The sequence below is a fragment of the Rhizobium sp. C104 genome, assembly GCF_022354505.1.
Lineage (GTDB): Bacteria > Pseudomonadota > Alphaproteobacteria > Rhizobiales > Rhizobiaceae > Rhizobium > Rhizobium redzepovicii.
Map to the genome: position 1 here is coordinate 547,700 of NZ_CP092352.1, position 18,171 is coordinate 565,870.

The following is an 18,171-nucleotide window of genomic DNA, read 5'->3' on the forward strand; positions in this document are numbered from 1 at the left end:
AACATTTTGGGGGCCTTTCTACAGTTGATGCGGACCTACATTGCTGAGCAATGCAAAGGCCATTTTGAAGAAGTCATCCAGCGGACCACGGTCGCCGGTTAGCTTCGTGCGGAGTTCACAACCTTCCCAGCTGCTCACCAAAAATCGAGCGAGATCACTCGCCTCGATATCGGCACGAACTTGTCCGATTTCTTGTGCTGCTTTCACGGCTGCTGCCAAGCTCTCTGTCCATCTGTCGAGATCCGACCGCAGAGCTGCTTGTAAATCAGGAACCGCCGTCGAGTTCTCCGCGGTTAGATTGGCAATCAGGCAACCGCGGTCAAAACCGTTTTGCTGATGACGCGCCAGGCAAAATTCGAAGTGGCGTCGTATCCGATCTATGGGTGCGAGGTTGGCGTCGAGGAGAATTTCCCTTTGAGAGGAAGCCGCGTATTGTTCCAACACCGCGACCGCCAACTCCTCCTTCGATTTGAAATGGTTATAGAAGCTCCCCTTTGGAACTCCTGCGGTGTCAGAAATTTCCTGGACGCCACAACCCTCATATCCAAGCGCGTGAAAGCGCTCCAGACCAGCCGCCAAGATCCGTTCCCTCACAGACGGTGCCATTGTCGTCTCCCTTTTCAAGAGGGGATACGAACGCAGCCGTCAGCCTTCAAGCCCCGCGAGCTAATAGTAGCTGAAAATTGAGGGGTGCAGGTTCATGAATCTGAGCCGATTGAATCAGCTTGGCCTTGGTCCCGAACCCATTTCAGGAGTTGGATGCGGGTTACGGCCAGGAATTCCCGGCATTCCGAAGTTGTCACGACCTTGCTTCGCGACTAATTCGGCGGCGAATTGTGCCGATGCCTCAGATAGGAACCAGGCATGGGTCCCAGAGGAAGATTTCAGCAGGGACTTCGAAATCAACCCTTCCATCGCCTCGTCATCGATGCGGCGATGGCGCGACCCGGTCGTCTCAGTGCTCGCAAGCGTGCAAAACGCGTCCCGTTCTTCTGAAGTCAAAGACCTGTAGCTCCAATCCAAATTCGCACGTAGGGACTTGTGTCTCTCGGGCGCAGTCCGGCGGCCAAAGCGAAGAACTGCCAGAGGCTCATGTAGTGCTGCGTCGAGACCAGAAATGCCAAGGTCCCTTACCCGGTGCGCTGCGAGTTCGAGCGCGAGCGGCAGGCCATCCAATCGACGGGCAATATTGGCAGCAAGTCTGAGTGTCAGTGGGTCAGCAGTATTGATCTCAGCGCCCGCAGCCAAGGCTTCTTCTAGAAAGTAAGAGAGGGCGGGGAGGCTTCCAAGCATTCCGCATCGTCATTTCCTGGGAGGTCGAGTCCAGTTAGGTGCCTGACGCGTTCGCCAAGGCTGCGTAGTGGTTCGCGACTGGTCGCGAGAACCATGGCAGAGCCCGTGCTGGCGACAAATGTTTCGGCGAACGTTGCGACGTCGTCCACGATGTGTTCGCAGCCATCCAGAATAAGCATGATGTCGTCATCGCCTACCGCATCAGCGATTCTCGCGACCGTCAATGTAGTGCGCGAGTGCTGTAGTAGCGCCTTTCCTACAGCCGAGAGTAAGTCTCCTTCGTCGCGAGCCTCAGTTAGGTCGACATAGAACACCTTCTTTTCCAGTCGCAGGAGGTTCCCAATCGCGATGGCAAGTGCAGTCTTTCCAGAACCTCCGGGGCCGACGATGGTCGCCAAACGGTGACGCTCATGTGCCCACCGGGCCAAAACTGCATCGCGACCGACCAATGGTCGGCGTGGCCAGGGCAGATTGCCCTCCTGAGCCTGTTGCACCGGTGTGTCCAAGGGAGGCTTGCGCGTCACAGAGGCGGCAAAAACGTAACCCTTCCCCGCGACGTTTCGGATAATGCCGGTGGCGCCCTTGTCGTCGAATGCTTTTCTAAGGGCGACCAGGTGAACGCGCAGCGCTCCCTCGTCGACATGCGTGCTGCCCCATACCGACTTGATGATCTCGTCTTTCGTTACGATCTCGCCCGGGCGGCTCGCAAGCGAAGCGAAGATATCGAACGCTCGTGACCCCAGGTGCACGCGCTCTCCCAGGTGGGTGACCTGTCGAGCTTGGAGGTCGAATGCGAATTCGCCGAAAGACGAGCTGTTCATTGTGTTCTCCCAGGTCATTGTCGATATGCGACCGTTTCAAATGGCGATCACGGTACCGGTGATGACGTGAGAGGCTACCTGATGAAAGGGATGCTTCAATCACAACCAAGGTGCAGTCACCCTATACGCCGGTATAGGTATCGGCGTCGCTTTGGAGCCGCGCAACAGGATCTTTCTGCAGCGATTACAAAGCGTTGTTCTGAACAAGGGCGGGGACATGATGGCGCAGATCTCGGGATCAGCTTTCGTTACCCCATACAATGGTTTGGGGCGCCGAAACCACCGTTCAATCGAAACCTGGACGGGAACAGGGCATCTCTTGCTCATCCACAAATCAGCCCAAGGAATTTAATTATGAATGTCTATCTCGGCACCATCACACGCTCTTCTGGCATCATGAAAGCTGCAGCATACGGAAGCGGCTTGGTCTTTGATACGCCCTCGGAGACTGCATACGAGCGCAGCCCGATCCATTTTCCAGACCTCACCGACGAGATCGTCTATCAGGGCATTCTATCTCCGTTCCAGAGAAGCAAGATCATGCGGGCCGGAAGCCGCTCTCGGAACAATGTCGGCTGCGAAGTGATTGGTACACCTGTCAGAAATCAGCGTCGGCGCGAGTGGGTCGTATCCGTTGGCGGGAATACGCTTCATTAGCAGTACATAAACTACAAACCATCGTATGATTTCGGAGGGCTCGGAAAAGTCCTACTGTCGCCGCGAGGCTGCATCGGCAGCCGTGAAAGGAAAAGCCCAGTGTCTGCCGTTAAGAAATCCGTAGCGATCGTCGATGACGACGAAGTGCTCCTTGAGGCAACAAGCGGCTTCCTGGAGGCGATGGGTTACGAGCCGTTGCCATTCCCGTCAGGTGAGTCATTCCTGACCTTCGATCAAAAGGAGGGTCTCACCTTGCTCTTGTCAGACATCAATATGCCCGGCATGAGCGGTTTCGAACTTTTGGACATTGTTCGAAAAAAACACCCCGACATGCGAATAGTGATGATGACGGCCCTGAAGGACGAAAGCATCATCCGGAAGGCTCTTGCCGGTGGAGCGCAAGCTCTGCTGCAAAAGCCCATCCTTGCAGATGACCTCGTGAAGTGTATCGAAGGCTGAAGGTGTGAGGGTTGCGCCGACTTCTGCGAAGCGATTTTCGGTCGCGGTTGTCCTGCTCGCCGCCGGAACGGCCAGCAGAATGGGCGAGGGCGGAAAGCACAAGCTCTTGGCAGAGTTTGACAATGTTCCCCTCGTTCGCCGCTCAGCCATTGTGGCGCTGGGGAGCGGCGCCAGCTCGGTTGCTGTGGTGGTGGGTCATCGGCACGATGAAATCTCTGCCGCCTTATCAGGTATCCCAGTTGAGACTATCTACAATCCACATTACCGTAATGGTATGGCGACCTCATTGATCGCCGGATTTTCGGCCTCCAAGGTTATGTCGGCTGATGGGGTTCTCATCATGTTAGCGGACATGCCGGGCCTTACAGCCGACCACCTTGCGATGCTGATCCAGGCTTTTGAGAATTCTGACGGCAAGGCTATTGTCCGCGCCACTTTTCATGGCAAACGCGGAAATCCAACTATTCTCCCGCAGTCGCTGCGTGTCTCTGTGATGGAGTTGAAAGGCGATATCGGCGCTCGTCAGATCATTCAGAACTCTGGCGTCTCGATCATCGAAGTTGAGATCGGCGCCGCGGCCAGCCTCGACGTGGACACCGTAGAAGATCTTATCATAGCAGGCGGAAAACTTACTCGATAGATCTCGCTAACCGACGCTGGCAGGTTGCAGGCTGTCTACCTTACGGATCAGATCGGCGATTGATGTGGCTTTCATCTTCCGCATGACGTTTCCGCGGTGAATCTTGACCGTGATCTCACTAAGTCCCAGCTCGTGAGCGATCTGCTTGTTTAGAAGGCCCGTGGCAACGGCCGCCATCACCTGCTTTTCGCGAGGGGTGAGCGTTGCGGCCAAGGCGGTAACTTCAGAGTTCGCCGAAACCTCTAAGCGTCGGGCCCGGTCCTTCTCAATGGCAATCGCCACAGCGTCCAGCATTTCTTGGTCGCGAAAGGGCTTGGTCAGGAAGTCCACTGCACCAGCTTTCATCGCCCTGACGCTCATTGGGACGTCCCCATACCCTGTCATGAATATGATCGGCAGCTGATTGCCCAATGCATTGAGCTTGGTTTGCAGATCGAGCCCACTTAGGCCCGGCAACCTGACATCGAGGACGAGGCAGCCGGGACGATCAGGAAGTGCTTCACCCAATAGTTCCGCAGTTGATCCAAAGCCAAGGGTCTCAATCCCCACCGATTGCAGGATCTCTCGAAGACCTTCTCGCATACCATCGTCATCATCGACGACAATAACCAACGCGGCCGAACTATCGGGTGGGCTAACCGCCGCGGATTTGAATGGGCGCGTCGTCATTGGTTAAACCCTTTAGAAGCATTTCGTGTCCAACTCGACACATAGCTTTTGCGGATCGAACCCGTCAATATGAATGCGTCGCTGACCGTAGCGAGCCAACCCTATCCATTGGTGTCGGTTTTGAGGGTCCAACATTGACTACGAAAAATCGTAAGCCTACGGGAGCGAGTGACGCATTTTGGCGACAACTCCAGGGACGGCTTACAGTTTTATGATCGATAGCGCGATTTTGACGCCCGCAAGGAGTTTTCGTCCGAGCATTGACCGGCCAATGACGGTTCGGGTCCTGTTATCCAGCCTCATCGGGACTTCTGTCGAATTTTACGACTTCTACATATACGCCACGGCTGCCAGCTTGATTTTCGGTCCGCTGTTTTTTCCAGCTTCGGTCAGCTCTTTGGAGCTAATAGGCGCTTATGCGAGCTTCGGCATCGCCTTTATTGCCCGCCCGGTCGGTGGAGCTGTTTTCGGACATTTCGGCGATCGGGTTGGCCGCAAGACTACCTTGATGGCATCGCTACTCATGATGGGGATCTCCACAGCGGCAATCGGCCTGCTGCCGACTTACGCTGTGGTTGGCTGGCTGGCTCCTCTTCTTTTGTGCATGCTTCGATTCGGACAGGGCTTGGCACTCGGCGGCGAGTGGACTGGCGCTGTTTTGCTCGCGCTGGAGAACGCGCCGCCTGGTTGGAAAGCTCGTTTCGCCATGTTTGCGCCGCTCGGTGCGCCGATCGGCTTCGTTCTCGCCAATGGTTTGTTTCTGTGCCTAACGCTCGCTCTATCACCGGAGCAGTTTGTCGACTGGGGGTGGCGAGTACCCTTCCTTGCAAGTGCTCCTCTGGTCGGAATGGGGCTTTGGGTCCGGTTCAATCTAGTAGAGACGCCGGAATTCCAGGAGGCAATGGCTGAGGCGCAGCCAGCAAACGTGCCATTGTTCGAGGTCCTTCGCGACCACATGGGCGCCGTCGTTGCTGGCGTTTTCGGCGTGGTCGCATGCTTTTCGCTATATTACACCGTAACAGCATTCGCGCTTGGCTACGGAACATCGACGCTCGGCTACTCTCGACCAACCTTCCTGATGGTCGAGCTAGGCGCGATCGGTTTCATGGCCGCCGCCATCGTCCTTGCTTGTTGGCTTTCAGATCGCATGGAGCCTGAGCGTGTTCTTATCTACGGCTGCTTCGGAACTATTGTTTCGGGTATTGCCTTGGCTCCAATGCTGGGCAGCGGATCGCTTTTCGTCATTTTCCTGTTCCTTGCGTTTTCGCTGTTCTCGATGGGCTTCGTAAACGGACCGTTGGGAGCTTGGCTTCCGGGGCTCTTTCCTGCCCGGGTTCGGTACACTGGAACGTCCATCGCCTTTAACATTGGGGGTATTATCGGCGGTGCTTTCTCGCCGGTGGCGGCCCAGGCGCTCGCGGATTACAGCGGTCTCGTGGCCGTTGGGTTCTATCTCGCCATCACCGGCGGAATGAGTTGGGTCGCGTTCGATGCCAGCGCAAGGCGCCGTACGCTCGGTGCGCTAGCGCAGAGTGAAAAGCGCTACCGTTCGATCTTTGAACAGTCGCACGTCTCACTATGTGAGGTTGATCTCGCCGAACTATATCAACGCATCGAAAAAATGCGCAACGATAGGCTCGATATCTCTGCACTTCTTGCGTCGGATCCTGGCTTTGGCAATGAATGCGCACAGCTGATACGCTTTGCTGACGTCAATGAAGCAACGGTCCCGCTACTGGGCTGCGCGTCCCGTGGCGACGTTCTGGGATCAATTGACCGTTTCCTACCGCCTCGCAATGATCTCGCTGTTTCAATCGTTACGGCGATGTCGAACCAGGTTCATAATCTGGAGATCGAAACCAAGCTTTTGCGCCTCGACGGGCGTGAAGTGATCGTGGTTTTCTATATCGCTTTCCCAGATGATGCCGCGGCCTATGACCGTGTCGCCTGCGCCATGATCGACGTGACCCAACGCGAACAGGCGAGGGAAGCATTGCTGGTTGCTCAAGCCGAACTCGCACGCGCGAGCCGTGTTGCAACTGTCGGCGCAATTTCGGCATCGATTGCTCATGAGGTCAATCAGCCGATCGGTGCGGTTGTCATGTTTGCCCAAGCGTGCGTTCGGTGGCTTCAAACGAACCCGCCCGATCTGGCGGCCGCGACCAAGGCCGCGGAAAGAGCTGTCGAACACAGCGTCAGGGCTAGCCAGATTATCCAGAGAACCCGCGAGAGGCTGAAGGGTGGTGGCAAGCGGCCTGAGACCCTGGATCTGGGCGAACTCGTCGTGGATGTCGTGAGCTTACTGGAGAGGGAGACGACCAGCAGCGCGACGACGGTTCGGATTGATTTCGCGAGGAGCGGCGCCGTGGTCGCCGATAAGGTTGAGCTGCAGCAGGTCATCGCAAATCTGATCACGAACGGCCTTCATGCAATGAAGGATGTGCCTGACGCCTCGCGCGAGATCACGCTGCAAATTCATTGCGATGGCTCAGAGTTTTTAAAGCTATCGGTAAGGGATCACGGCACAGGCATAGATGAAGCTAATATTGCGAAGGTGTTCACTCCATTCTTCACAACGAAGGGTGATGGAATGGGGATGGGCCTCGCAATCTGCAAGACGATCGTTGAAGCCCATGGTGGGTCGTTGTCTGCTAGGAACCACGGCGAAGGCGGCGCGATATTCGAAATCGTCCTTCCAATCGCGCCTTCAGGCGACCCTGCAGCGGTTTCCGAAATTGTGCATATTCCCGCTCAATAGGCGTTAAGGACCCTAATAACTCTTAGCAAGCCTTAACTCGCAATTTCTCCCCGTTGCTCGATCTTGATGTTGTCGAGCCAACACGGATTGCAGCGACGGCGCACGGGCCAGCAGACCCAAGCGCCTTTTCTCCGCCAGACTGGTCGATCCAACGCTGCGCCGGTCCTGAATAGGGCCGGGCGGCATCGCTCAATTATTCCAGGGAGAATAGCAATGAACCTTAAGGGAAACACCATTTTGATCACTGGCGGCGGTTCCGGCATCGGTCGCGGGCTCGCTGAAGCCTTCCACAAGCTCGGGAACCAAGTGATCATTTCAGGGCGCCGAAAGTCATATCTCGATGACGTCATCAACGCCAATCCTGGGATGGCGGCTTACGAGCTGGACATAACCGATGTCGAAAGCATCAACTCGGTGACAAAGCGCATTATTGCGGACTACCCAGGCCTCAACGTCCTGGTCAACAATGCTGGCATCATGCCGTTTGATGACGCCGCGCGTCCGATCGATGAGACAGGTCTCCAAAGCATCGTAAACACCAACCTTCTCGGTCCGATCCGGATGACGTCTGCACTAATCGAGCATCTCAAGACCAAGGCAGACGCCGTGATCATCAACAACACGTCGGTGCTCGCCTACGTGCCGATCGCCTACAATGCCGTTTACTCTTCCACGAAAGCAGCATTGCACTCGTATTCGCTGTCGCTGCGCTTCGCCCTTCGCGAGACGTCTGTTTCGGTGCAGGAGATCGCTCCGCCCTGGGTTGATACCGATCTGATCAAGAAGAGTGGCGATCCTCGGGCGATGCCGCTGGAAGCTTTCGTCAAGGAGACCATGACAAAGCTTGCGAGCGACTCGCCTGAAATTGTGGTCGACATCGTCAAACCGCTGCGCGACAACCCCGGTTCCGGCGAACACGTTTTCTTCACGCAGTTCAACCAAAGCCTGATCGACAATCCGATTCCTCGCTAAGTTGATCGTCTTTTTCTGGCGGGCGGTCGTCCCGTCCGTCAGAGATCACCCACGTCGAGAATCTCCCGTGCCTTTGCAATATCTGCGGTCAAATAGGCTCCATCGACTCTATCGAGAGTGCTCTTGATCTTTGCACGCGCCGTGATCTCCTGATCAGGTCCCGCCAGTTCATAGGCTGTGTTGGCCGCCCTCAATTCCCAGAAGGGGGCTTCCATCCGCCGCGCTTCATCCAGGGCAGCTTTGATCAGCGACTGGGCTTGAAGTGGGTCGGACTCGTTTAATACCTTGGCTTTTATCCGCAGTAGTTCGGGACGGCACCAGCCGCCTTCTCCTTTTATGCCGCGATCCAGGGCCTCTAACGGCGCACGAACGCCTGCCAGGACGAGCAGGTATTCTAACCTCATTCCGACTGCCGAATGGAAAATTTCTTCGGTTTCTGGTCGTTGAATGCCATCAGAGATAAGGGAACGATAGGCGGCCACCCACAGCGACCATCTGTGGAGGGCATGCTTTTTGGTGAGTGTCTCCGCGATATCTAGATACTCACCCGCTCGCTTGTGATCGCCAGACAAGAAAGCGATCGGCGATGCCGTCAAAAACAAGAGCAAACACGTTGATATCGAATAATCGAGAGCACGGGCCTCTTCCATGGCGGAGTCGAGTTCTCTGAATGCTTCAGAGGTGTCACCCTGCAAGAATTTCACGAAAATCAGCACTGCTCGGGAAATGATGCGCTGATCGAAACCGACACCATCGTTTAGGGTCCGTCGCAGAGACCCTTCAGCATCCCGAAGGGATCCTTCTACATGATCAGAGGCTAACTTGAGGTTGCCATGGAAGAAGTATCCGTGCTCAAGCATCCGGCTGAAAGATCCGAGTGACATCTCGGGAAACCGAATTCCAAGTTTGAGCGCCATATCGATAGCTTCAGCGTATCGCGCGTTTGAAACCCATATGGAGGCTCGGCCAGCCGTAGCTCTGATGAACGTGGACGTGTCGCCCAGCGCTTCCGCGATCTCGGCACTGCGATCGAATTCCGCCAAGGCTTCAGGGTCGGCAGGGAAGCCCCGAACGTGGAATAACGCTCCACCCCTCGATATCCGAAGCTCCAGTTCGATGCGTGTCCCTACGTGCTTCGAACCTGGAAGTCTGGCCAAGGCTTGCTCGACTACCTTCGTTTGTTCGTTCATGAGGCCGAGTTGCGCCCACAGAACCGTTGACCTCGCCGAGAGACGTATCGCGAAATCCGCGTCGCGTTCATGGTCGACGCTCCACTGTATCGCAGCTCGGACGTCATTGATCAGAGATGAGTAGCGTCGCATCCACTGCGGAGTGGCCAGAACCTTCCAATCGGCTTCCGCGCTTTGCAGCTCCTTTTCACAATAGACAGCGTGTGCGGCTCTGATCGCATCGGACTGACCACTCTTCTCCAGCTTCTCAAGACCATAACGCCTGGTCGTTTCGAGAAGTCGATAGCTTCCGTCTCCGGCGCTCACGGATAGGAATGACTTCAGGAACAGACCGTCGAAAGCCTCGTAGAAGTCGTCCTCGGAGAGACGGCCGCCGCTAACAGAGAGAGCCGCATCCGACGAGAATGAACCAGCAAACACGGCAACGTATTCGAAAAGCGATTTCTCGGTGGGCGTCAGGCTATCGAAGCTCCAGTCCAACGTGGCTCGCAGGGTCTGTTGGCGGGGTGGGGCGGTACGGCGCCCCCGTCGCAACACGGTCAGCGGGTCATCCAGGGAGTTGGCAAGATTGGCAAGCCCCAGGTGAGCGACGCGAGAGGCTGCAAATTCGATCGCCAGCGGAATTCCATCAAGCCGCCTGACGATTGACGCAGCGGTTTCAAAATCCTCAGGCCGATCAAAACTTTCAACGTCAGATGAAAGCATCATCCTGTCGATAAAGAGTTCCATCGCTGAAAACGAGGACCAATCAGCGTTGGTGGCGTCCTCCGGCGGAATGACCAGCGAAGGCAGTTGCCGGATCCTCTCGCCTGAAACGCGCAGGGGTTCACGGCTGGTAGCCAGGATCGATACGTTAGGCGTGGCAGTCAGAATGTCTTCGGTCGAAGACGCGGCCTCGAGAATAAGGTGCTCGCAGTTGTCGAAAACAAGCAGAACATTGCTATCTTCCAATGCCCGCAACACGGCGGGCTCGGCGTCGTCCGAAAACACTGTGACTCCAAGCAGCGAAGCAAGTGTCGGCATGATGAGCCGCCCGTCGGTGAGCGCAGCAAGATCTACAAACAGCACCGGCCGCGACTCGCTCAGGATCTCGCCAATAGCGAGAGCCACGGATGTTTTTCCAATTCCTCCAGCACCAGCGATCGTGACCAGGCGGCTAGAGGCCAGAAGTCGTGCGGTCTCCTCAACGAAAGTCTCCCGGCCGATCAATCGTCCAGCGAGACGAGGTAGATTGCTTGAGATGTTTGCTTTTGGGATCGCAACCGGCTGCACATTGCTGCTGCTCTCGCCGTCTTCAACAGATTGGACCGGCATGACAAAGGCGTAGCCACGTCCAGGGATATTTTCGATATACCGCCCGGCCTCTCTATCCCCCAACAACTTTCGGAGCGTCACCATATGGACGCGCAGAGCGCCTTCGTCGACGGTCGTGGACGTCCAAACGGCTCTAATCAGTTCATCTTTACTGATGATCTGCCCAGCTCGTGCAACTAAAACGGCCAAAATGTCGAAAGCACGCCCGCCAAGGTGAAGGATTTTTCCCGACTCGGAGAGGCTACGATGAGCAATATCGAGTTCGAAACGACCAAATCTTAGTACAGTCATGAGTCGCTGGACCTGGTCGGCCAAGAAACTAACAAAACGCGGTCGTTTTCACCCGCTGCTGAAGCTGAAAGGTCCAACGCTTGTAAGGATGCCACTCTCATGCTCAGCCCATTCTTGATATTAGAATGGCCTATAAACCAACTGGTTCATGGGTTCAACGAACCTCTGCGTGAACAAGCGGGCTATGCGTTATACCCACCGTCGACGTTCAACACGCTGCCTGTGATGAAAGAGGCGCTCGGCCCAGCAAGAAATGTGATTGCACTTGCCACTTCCGATGGCGTTCCAAGCCTCTTGAGGGCAGTTGAAGCACGTTCGGATTCGATGATGTCCGGTGAAACTGCAACGGCGTCGAAAGCGATGGCGCCCATCTGGACGACGTTAATCGAGATTCCGCGTGGTCCCAGATCATGCGCCGCGCCCTTGCAGAAGGCGGCCAACGCGGCACGAGTTGCCGCAAAATCGGCAAGGCCCGGGGTTCCGACACGATCCGCGAGGCTAGAACCAAGGGCAATAACGCGCCCACCACTGGTCATGACCCGTATCACTGCTCGAATCAGCGCGATGTTAGATTTGACGTTCATAGAATATTGCAGCTCAACCTGGTCCTCATCGAGGTCATCGTCGTCAACTTGCCATTGAACACGATACTCAGAGTTAGCGACCAAGACGTCAATCTTGCCAAATTCCGCGATAACCTGTCGAACCAGCTGGGTATGCTGTGTCGAACTACAATCCGTGGGTGCTCTAAACACCACGACTTTACAGCCAATGCGGCGGAGTTCGTCCAGCGAAGCAGACTCAACCTCCGTGTCAATAAGCGTCAATGCCAGATTGGCGCCGCACTGAGCTAGCGCGGCAGCAGTGGCCATGCCGACCCCTTCATCCGCTCGGGTTAAAAGCGCTACTTGTCCAGCCAGGGGCCGAAGACTATCAGTCCGTCCATCCAAAGTGACGTCATCCTGTTGCATTTGGTGCTTGAAGCTCCCTATCCGCCTAGCTTCACATATAGGCTCGCCCTGGAACTGATTATTGTACCATCGGGCGCCCACGCGGACCTTCAAGTAGCGGGCTACCGCGATCACGAATCGGACTTGTTAACGGAACGCGCTCCGGGTCGTTAACGCCCTAACATCTCTTAACATCGCTTAGCTCGTGTTACGGGGCAGCCTGCAGCTACCTTTCAGCCATCGAAGCAGAAAGGACACTGCCATGACACGAACGGTTTCATTCATACCATTCCTCGTAGGCCCGGGCGGTGAACGCGTCTGGGGTCTCGGACCTCAGGACACCGCAATCGATCTCCGTCCAGAAAGTCGTGTTCGGCTCGCTGACATGGCGCACGGCCCCCGCCGGAATTCCCACAAGACCGTTGCGGGCCTTTCCGATTGGCAGAAGAACAAGGTAGTCCGCTATATCGATGAGAACATCGATGGCTGCATCCGTGTCCAGGAGCTGGGCGACCAAGTCCGCTTGAGCGCGAGCCGGTTCTCGAAGGGTTTCAAGGTCTCCTTCGGCCGCTCGCCCTACGACTACGTTTTGAGCCGCCGCGTTGATGCCGCGAAATATCTCATTTCTTCGACCGATGAGCCGCTGAGCCAAATCGCCCAGGCGTGTGGTCTGAGTGACCAAGCGCATCTCTCGAAGGTGTTCAAGCGTCTGGTTGGTGTCACCCCGCTCAAATGGCGGCGCCTGAGCGCTGGCAAGTGCACCACTCAACACACTCCGGCTTCGTGGCGTCGCCTTGGCTCGGCAGACGTACACGCATCCGCAAACGCCTGATTAGAGGCGCTTATCTCCTGACGAGAGGAACGAAAATGTCCAATGAATTTCTCATCAGCCGCCGCCATACGCTGCTGGCCGGTGCCGCCGTAACCGCTTCATTTGCAGTCGGCATGCCGCACGAGACTCAAGCTGCAGTCAAAACAAAACAAGGAAACCAGTACATGAACTTTGTCACGACGAAAGACGGTACCAAAATCGCTTACAAGGATTGGGGCAAGGGGCAGCCGATTCTTTCTCGCACGGCTGGCCACTTTCGAGTGACGCCTGGGACGCACAGATGCTGTATTTCGGCATGAATGGCTTCCGAGTCATTGCTCACGACCGTCGTGGCCATGGAAAATCTGATCAGCCCTGGACCGGTAACAATATGGATCAGTATGCCGACGACCTCGCTGAGGTCATCGAGCATCTCGATCTGAAGGATTTGGTCATGATCGGCCACTCCACCGGTGGCGGCGAAGTCGCACATTACATTGGCCGCCACGGCACGAAGCGAGTTTCAAAAGTGGTGCTGGTCGGCGCAGTCCCGCCCCTCATGCTCAAAACCGATGCCAATCCCGAAGGCACTCCCATTGAAGCCTTCGACGGCATCCGAAAGGGCACTGCGACCGATCGCTCGCAGTTCTACAAGGATCTGACGATCCCTTTCTATGGCTTCAATCGCGAGGGCGCCAAGGTCAACGAAGGCCTCCGTGAAACCTTCTGGCTGATGGGAATGGAAGGCGGAATCAAGGGCGAATACGATTGCATTCGCGAATTTTCGGAGGTCGACTACACGGACGATCTCAGGAAAATCGACAAGCCGACCCTCATCATTCATGGGGACGACGATCAGATCGTGCCGATCGCCGCAGCTGGCCTCAAGAGCGCAAAGATCGTCAAGAATGCGACACTCAAGGTCTATCCGGGTGCGCCTCACGGTCTGGCTCAGACGCAGGCTGAAAAGTTCAATGCTGACGTGATGACTTTCATCAAGGCAGCATCGTAACCGCTGGCTGGCGCAGAGGCGATCCAAATGACTTCTATTTCAAGCGAACGCGCGGCAGGTCAGTCGCTCGCGCCAGCCTACATTATGGCATTAGGCACCTTTGCCATTGGCACGGAGGGGTTCATGATTGTTCCCCTTCTGCCGGAAATGGGAGAGGATCTTTCACTCCCGGTTTCGGAACTGGGTAGCCTCGTTACCGTCTTCACCCTTACCTTGGCGATCACATCGCCGCTCCTAACCATCCTGTTTGGACGGGTCGACCGCAAACGACTGCTCGTCCTGACAATGGCGGCTTTCGCGCTGGCTAATTTGGTGGCCTGGGCATCCCAAGGATACTGGGGAATTTTTTCTGCTCGTGTCCTATTGGCCATGGCGGCGGGACTCTACACCCCGAACGCCAACGCGTTGATGGGCGCCTTAGTTGTGCCAGAAAAACGGGGACGGGCCCTTGCCATCTTGAACGGTGGTTTGACTATAGCAATCGCAATCGGGCTGCCTATTGGCTCACTCGTAGGAAACGCCCTTGGGTGGCGGGTTACTTTCCTCGGCGTCGCGGCCCTGTCGATCATCGCAGTGGTCGCGCTGGTTGCAAAGCTGCCTCGTACCGATGGCACCGAAATGCGCATTGCGTCGGTCGCCGAGCGCCTCGCGATCGTTAAACGACCCCAGGTCTTCCGGGAACTGGCTGTGATCTTCTTCTGGGCGCTCGGGACCTATTCGGTCTGGACCTACATCGCTCCGTATCTGAACCAGGTCGATGGCCTTGGCCCAAATGGAATTAGCGCCGTTGTCTCGGTATGGGGGATCGGCGCTGCAATCGGCATCGCACTTGGTGGCACCCTGAATGATCTGATGGGAGCAAGACCGGTCGTCGCCGCAAGCCTGATCCTTGCGGTGTTAGTTTTCGTCTCGCTTATTTTCTTTGCAAGAGTTCTGACGCCCGATCAGGCCATTGTTCCGACGGTCATTGCGGTTGCTTTTTGGGGTATCGCGATCTGGGCGTTCTATCCGGCACAGATTGCCACTTTGATTCAGGTCGGTCAGCCTGCAGTCCCAATCGCAGTCTCACTCAGCACGTCATTCATGTACCTGGGCTTTGCCGTTGGCAGCGCCATCGGATCCGTCGTGCTTTCGCGGGGCGGTGTCGGTGACCTGGGCATCACAGGCGTGATTGGGGAAGGTATCGCTCTTCTCATTGCTACCTACGCAAGTGCGAGGATTAGGCAGCCTAGAAGTGCCACTTAACAGTCGAATTCACCAAGGGTGGCAAGATTGCTGCCCCTTTCGCATTCCGATTTTCCAAAGGAGGAACCATGGAAAAGTTGCAGGCCGTCATGATTGCCGTGGGAATGACAGTGCTTGGGGCCTCGTCGGTCCAAGCCGATGGAGATCCAGACAAGGGCAAAAAGGTCTTTGCCCGCTGTAGTGCCTGTCACGCGACGACCGAGCAAAACAAGGTGGGTCCGGGCCTTCTGAATGTTGTCGGTCGCCCTGCTGGAAGCATCGCTGGGTACAACTATTCCGCTGCTTTGAAGGGGTCTGGTCTCACTTGGGATGAGCCTACTCTCGACGCCTTCCTTAAAGCGCCAGCCGCCGTGGTCAAGGGGACCCGCATGAGCGCATCAATCCCGAAAGACCAGGATCGAGCAGATGTCATCAGCTACCTGAAAACACTGACAGCGCAATAGAGACCCAGGAAGGTTAGACCAATGAAGACGATCACCATCAACGGCAAAACACATGAAGTCGATGTCCCGGACGACATGCCACTGCTCTGGGTTTTGAGAGACGTGCTCGGCATGACCGGAACCAAATACGGCTGCGGCATCGCCCAATGCGGAGCCTGTACCGTCCTGATAGACAACATGGCAGTTCGATCCTGTCAGACAACCATGGATATGATCGATGCTCAACAGATCACCACGATCGAGGGCGTCGGTGAGACCGAAAACGGGCGCAAAATCCAGACAGCGTGGCTCGAAAAGGAGGTTGTCCAGTGCGGGTACTGTCAGTCCGGCCAGATCATGTCGGCAACGGCGCTTCTTAATAGCAATGCGAAGCCGACAGACTCGGACATCGATGAGGCAATGGCAGGCAATATTTGCCGTTGTGGCACTTATGTCCGGATCCGCGACGCGATCCACACTGCAGCGGCATAGAGGGGACTGACATGATCAACAATCTTCATTCCCGTCGCGGCTTCCTCAAAGGTACCGTCCTGGCGACCGGAGGTCTTGTGCTGGCGGTTCAACTGCCACGGATGGGGCGAGCAACCGGCCCAGCGAGTTCCTCTGAAGAGGCCGCCTTCACGCCCAATGCCTTCGTGAAAATTGATGAAAACGGGATCACCCTGATCATGCCACACACGGAGGTAGGGCAGGGTATTTATACATCCAGCGCGATGTTGATGGCAGAGGAGCTAGAGCTTCGGCTTGACCAGTTGAAAGTGGAAGCCGCTCCGCCGGACCTTTCGAAATATATGGATCCCATCCTGTACGACCAGGCGACGGGTGGATCGACATCAACTCGTTCCGACTGGATGCGGCTACGGCAGGCAGCCGCTACGGCGCGTATCATGCTTGTTGGAGCGGCGGCCGCCAAGTGGCGGGTCGATCCAGCGCAATGTCGGGTCCATGAGGGGACGATCTACCACGACGCTTCAAATCAATCGTCGACCTACTATGACATTGCGGCCGAGGCGGCAAAGCTGCCCGTTCCAGCCGACGTTCCATTGAAGGACCCGTCTCAGTTCAAAGTCATCGGAACGCGAGCAAAGAGGCTCGACACTCCCGGCAAAGTCAACGGTTCGGTCGTCTACGGTATGGATATCAGGGTCCCCGGCATGAAATATGCGACGCTGGCGATATCTCCGGTGACCGGTGGCCGTTTCACAAAAATGAATGAAGCTGCGGCTCGCGCCGTGAAAGGTGTCCTCGACATCGTGACCGCCGATAATGCCGCTGTTGCGGTGATCGGCGAACACATGTGGGCGGCGAAGCAAGGCCTGGATGCCCTCAATATCGAATGGGACGCGGGTGAAAACGGCGCCGTCACGGTGGACACTATTGTCGCCAAGATGGACCAGGTATCGCAACAGCCGGGGGTCGTCATCCGTGACGAAAATAAAGCGGTTGACGTAATCGCAAACGCCCCAACAAAGCTTTCGGCGATTTACCGTTCGCCGTTCCTATCGCATTCACCGATGGAACCCCTGAATTGCACCCTGCATATTCAGGACGACCGGGCGGAGGTCTGGGTAGGCACACAGGTGCCTGTCCGCACACAAAAGGCAGTCGCGGACATCACAGGGCTACCGCCCGAAAAAGTCACCGTGAACAATCAGCTGATGGGTGGAGCGTTTGGACGCCGCTTGGACGTCGACACGATAGAGCTGGCGGCCAAACTCCTGAAGGACACCCGCTACCCGGTCAAACTGGTCTGGACGCGCGAACAGGACATGACGCACGACTATTACCGGCCATATTACTACGATCGGGTGGCCGCAGGCCTCGACAAGGACGGCCGCATGATTGGCCGCACGCATCGGGTGACGGGGTCCTCCATCTTCGCACGGTGGGCGCCAGCAGCGTTCAAGAATGGCATCGATCCCGATGCCGTCGATTGCGCGTCGGAGACCCCCTACGATGAAGAGGCCGTTTTTGCGGATTATGTTCGCGACGAGCCAGCGGGTGTTAACACCAGCTGGTGGAGAGGTGTCGGGGCAACGCACAATCTCTTTGTAGTCGAGAGCTTTGTGGATGAGATGGCGACCGCGACAAAGCAGGACCCGCTTGAGTTTCGCCGGAAGATGCTCACGAAGAATCCGCGAGCACTTGCGGTACTGAACCTTGCTGCCGAGAAAGCAGGCTGGGGTCAAGCATTGCCGCCGGGAAGGGGCAAGGGCATCAGCCTTCAAGTGGCTTTTGGAAGCTATCTCGCGCACATCCTGGAAATCGAGATCACCGACGAAAAGGAGGTTCGCCTCGTTCGCTCGGTCATCGCGGTTGATTGCGGCGTTGTGATCAACCCAGACACCGTTGTCGCCCAGATGGAGGGCGGAGTGATCTTTGGCCTGAGCAGCGCGATGTTCAATCAGGTCACCTTCACCGACGGTGCTGTCGATCAGACGAACTTCGACACCTATCGGGTACTCCGTATCAACGAGGCACCCAAGATCGAGGTCTATCAGATCAAAAGTGGCGAAGCGCCAGGAGGTGTCGGCGAGGCTGGAACGGCCGCCGCAGCTGGTGCACTTGGCAACGCGATCTTTGCGGCAACAGGAAAGCGGATTCGCTCCTTGCCGCTTGCCGAGGCACTAGCCTAGTGCGGCAAGA

Annotated in this window: 16 protein-coding genes and 1 pseudogene; 11 read left to right on the top strand and 6 right to left on the bottom strand. The window is 56.4% G+C overall.

Features of this window, described 5'->3' with window-relative positions; all coding sequences use genetic code 11:
* Positions 1 to 18 precede the first annotated feature (18 nt).
* The 3 genes from MF410_RS30705 to MF410_RS30715 all read right to left on the bottom strand — a co-directional run bounded on the left by MF410_RS30705 (position 19) and on the right by MF410_RS30715 (position 2,114).
* Entirely contained in the window at positions 19 to 606 is a 588-nt protein-coding gene (locus MF410_RS30705) for a TetR/AcrR family transcriptional regulator (RefSeq protein WP_239620791.1), read from the bottom strand.
* A 114-nt stretch (positions 607 to 720) separates the two neighbouring features.
* Positions 721 to 1,293, bottom strand: a complete 573-nt coding sequence (locus MF410_RS30710) for a hypothetical protein (RefSeq protein WP_239620793.1) — start codon at positions 1,291 to 1,293, stop codon at positions 721 to 723.
* On the bottom strand, positions 1,257 to 2,114 hold the full coding sequence (locus MF410_RS30715; RefSeq protein ID WP_239620795.1) for a winged helix-turn-helix domain-containing protein: 858 nt from the start codon (positions 2,112 to 2,114) through the stop codon (positions 1,257 to 1,259). The genes MF410_RS30710 and MF410_RS30715 overlap by 37 nt, the downstream gene beginning before the upstream one ends.
* 354 nt (positions 2,115 to 2,468) lie before the next feature.
* Here MF410_RS30715 and MF410_RS30720 point away from each other — a divergent pair, with 354 nt between their 5' ends.
* The 3 genes from MF410_RS30720 to MF410_RS30730 all read left to right on the top strand — a co-directional run bounded on the left by MF410_RS30720 (position 2,469) and on the right by MF410_RS30730 (position 3,870).
* Complete coding sequence (locus MF410_RS30720; protein ID WP_125849351.1) at positions 2,469 to 2,771, top strand: hypothetical protein; 303 nt, start codon at positions 2,469 to 2,471, stop codon at positions 2,769 to 2,771.
* A gap of 99 nt (positions 2,772 to 2,870) precedes the next feature.
* Positions 2,871 to 3,230 (top strand): response regulator, encoded by a 360-nt coding sequence (locus tag MF410_RS30725; RefSeq protein WP_125849349.1) that lies wholly within the window; start codon positions 2,871 to 2,873, stop codon positions 3,228 to 3,230.
* A gap of 4 nt (positions 3,231 to 3,234) precedes the next feature.
* Positions 3,235 to 3,870: a nucleotidyltransferase family protein gene (locus tag MF410_RS30730; protein WP_239620797.1), complete on the top strand. Its 636-nt coding sequence runs from the start codon at positions 3,235 to 3,237 to the stop codon at positions 3,868 to 3,870.
* A gap of 6 nt (positions 3,871 to 3,876) precedes the next feature.
* Here MF410_RS30730 and MF410_RS30735 read toward each other — a convergent pair whose 3' ends face one another.
* Positions 3,877 to 4,539 (bottom strand): response regulator transcription factor, encoded by a 663-nt coding sequence (locus MF410_RS30735; protein ID WP_125849345.1) that lies wholly within the window; start codon positions 4,537 to 4,539, stop codon positions 3,877 to 3,879.
* 211 nt (positions 4,540 to 4,750) lie between these two features.
* On the opposite strand from MF410_RS30735, the gene MF410_RS30740 reads away from it, so the two are divergent.
* Together MF410_RS30740 and MF410_RS30745 are read left to right on the top strand one after the other, a co-directional pair.
* Entirely contained in the window at positions 4,751 to 7,297 is a 2,547-nt protein-coding gene (locus MF410_RS30740; RefSeq protein WP_239620800.1) for an MFS transporter, read from the top strand.
* Positions 7,298 to 7,510: 213 nt separating this feature from the next.
* On the top strand, positions 7,511 to 8,269 hold the full coding sequence (locus MF410_RS30745; protein ID WP_125849343.1) for an SDR family NAD(P)-dependent oxidoreductase: 759 nt from the start codon (positions 7,511 to 7,513) through the stop codon (positions 8,267 to 8,269).
* Between the two features lie 38 nt (positions 8,270 to 8,307).
* On the opposite strand, the gene MF410_RS30750 is transcribed toward MF410_RS30745, so the two are convergent.
* Positions 8,308 to 11,088 (bottom strand): winged helix-turn-helix domain-containing protein, encoded by a 2,781-nt coding sequence (locus MF410_RS30750; RefSeq protein ID WP_239620803.1) that lies wholly within the window; start codon positions 11,086 to 11,088, stop codon positions 8,308 to 8,310.
* Positions 11,089 to 11,246: 158 nt separating this feature from the next.
* Positions 11,247 to 12,035 (bottom strand): SDR family oxidoreductase, encoded by a 789-nt coding sequence (locus MF410_RS30755; RefSeq protein ID WP_125849341.1) that lies wholly within the window; start codon positions 12,033 to 12,035, stop codon positions 11,247 to 11,249.
* A gap of 364 nt (positions 12,036 to 12,399) precedes the next feature.
* On the opposite strand from MF410_RS30755, the gene MF410_RS30760 reads away from it, so the two are divergent.
* From MF410_RS30760 to MF410_RS30785, 6 genes and pseudogenes are all read left to right on the top strand, one after another.
* Positions 12,400 to 12,846 (top strand): AraC family transcriptional regulator, encoded by a 447-nt coding sequence (locus MF410_RS30760; protein ID WP_125849339.1) that lies wholly within the window; start codon positions 12,400 to 12,402, stop codon positions 12,844 to 12,846.
* A 164-nt stretch (positions 12,847 to 13,010) separates the two neighbouring features.
* Positions 13,011 to 13,837: pseudogene (locus MF410_RS30765) on the top strand (alpha/beta hydrolase).
* 27 nt (positions 13,838 to 13,864) lie between these two features.
* On the top strand, positions 13,865 to 15,082 hold the full coding sequence (locus tag MF410_RS30770; protein WP_239620805.1) for an MFS transporter: 1,218 nt from the start codon (positions 13,865 to 13,867) through the stop codon (positions 15,080 to 15,082).
* Between the two features lie 68 nt (positions 15,083 to 15,150).
* On the top strand, positions 15,151 to 15,525 hold the full coding sequence (locus MF410_RS30775) for a cytochrome c family protein (RefSeq protein WP_125849335.1): 375 nt from the start codon (positions 15,151 to 15,153) through the stop codon (positions 15,523 to 15,525).
* Between the two features lie 21 nt (positions 15,526 to 15,546).
* Positions 15,547 to 15,996, top strand: coding sequence for a (2Fe-2S)-binding protein (locus MF410_RS30780; RefSeq protein WP_017965601.1), 450 nt, complete (start codon positions 15,547 to 15,549; stop codon positions 15,994 to 15,996).
* An 11-nt stretch (positions 15,997 to 16,007) separates the two neighbouring features.
* Entirely contained in the window at positions 16,008 to 18,161 is a 2,154-nt protein-coding gene (locus MF410_RS30785) for a molybdopterin cofactor-binding domain-containing protein (protein WP_125849333.1), read from the top strand.
* The last annotated feature ends 10 nt before the right edge of the window (positions 18,162 to 18,171 follow it).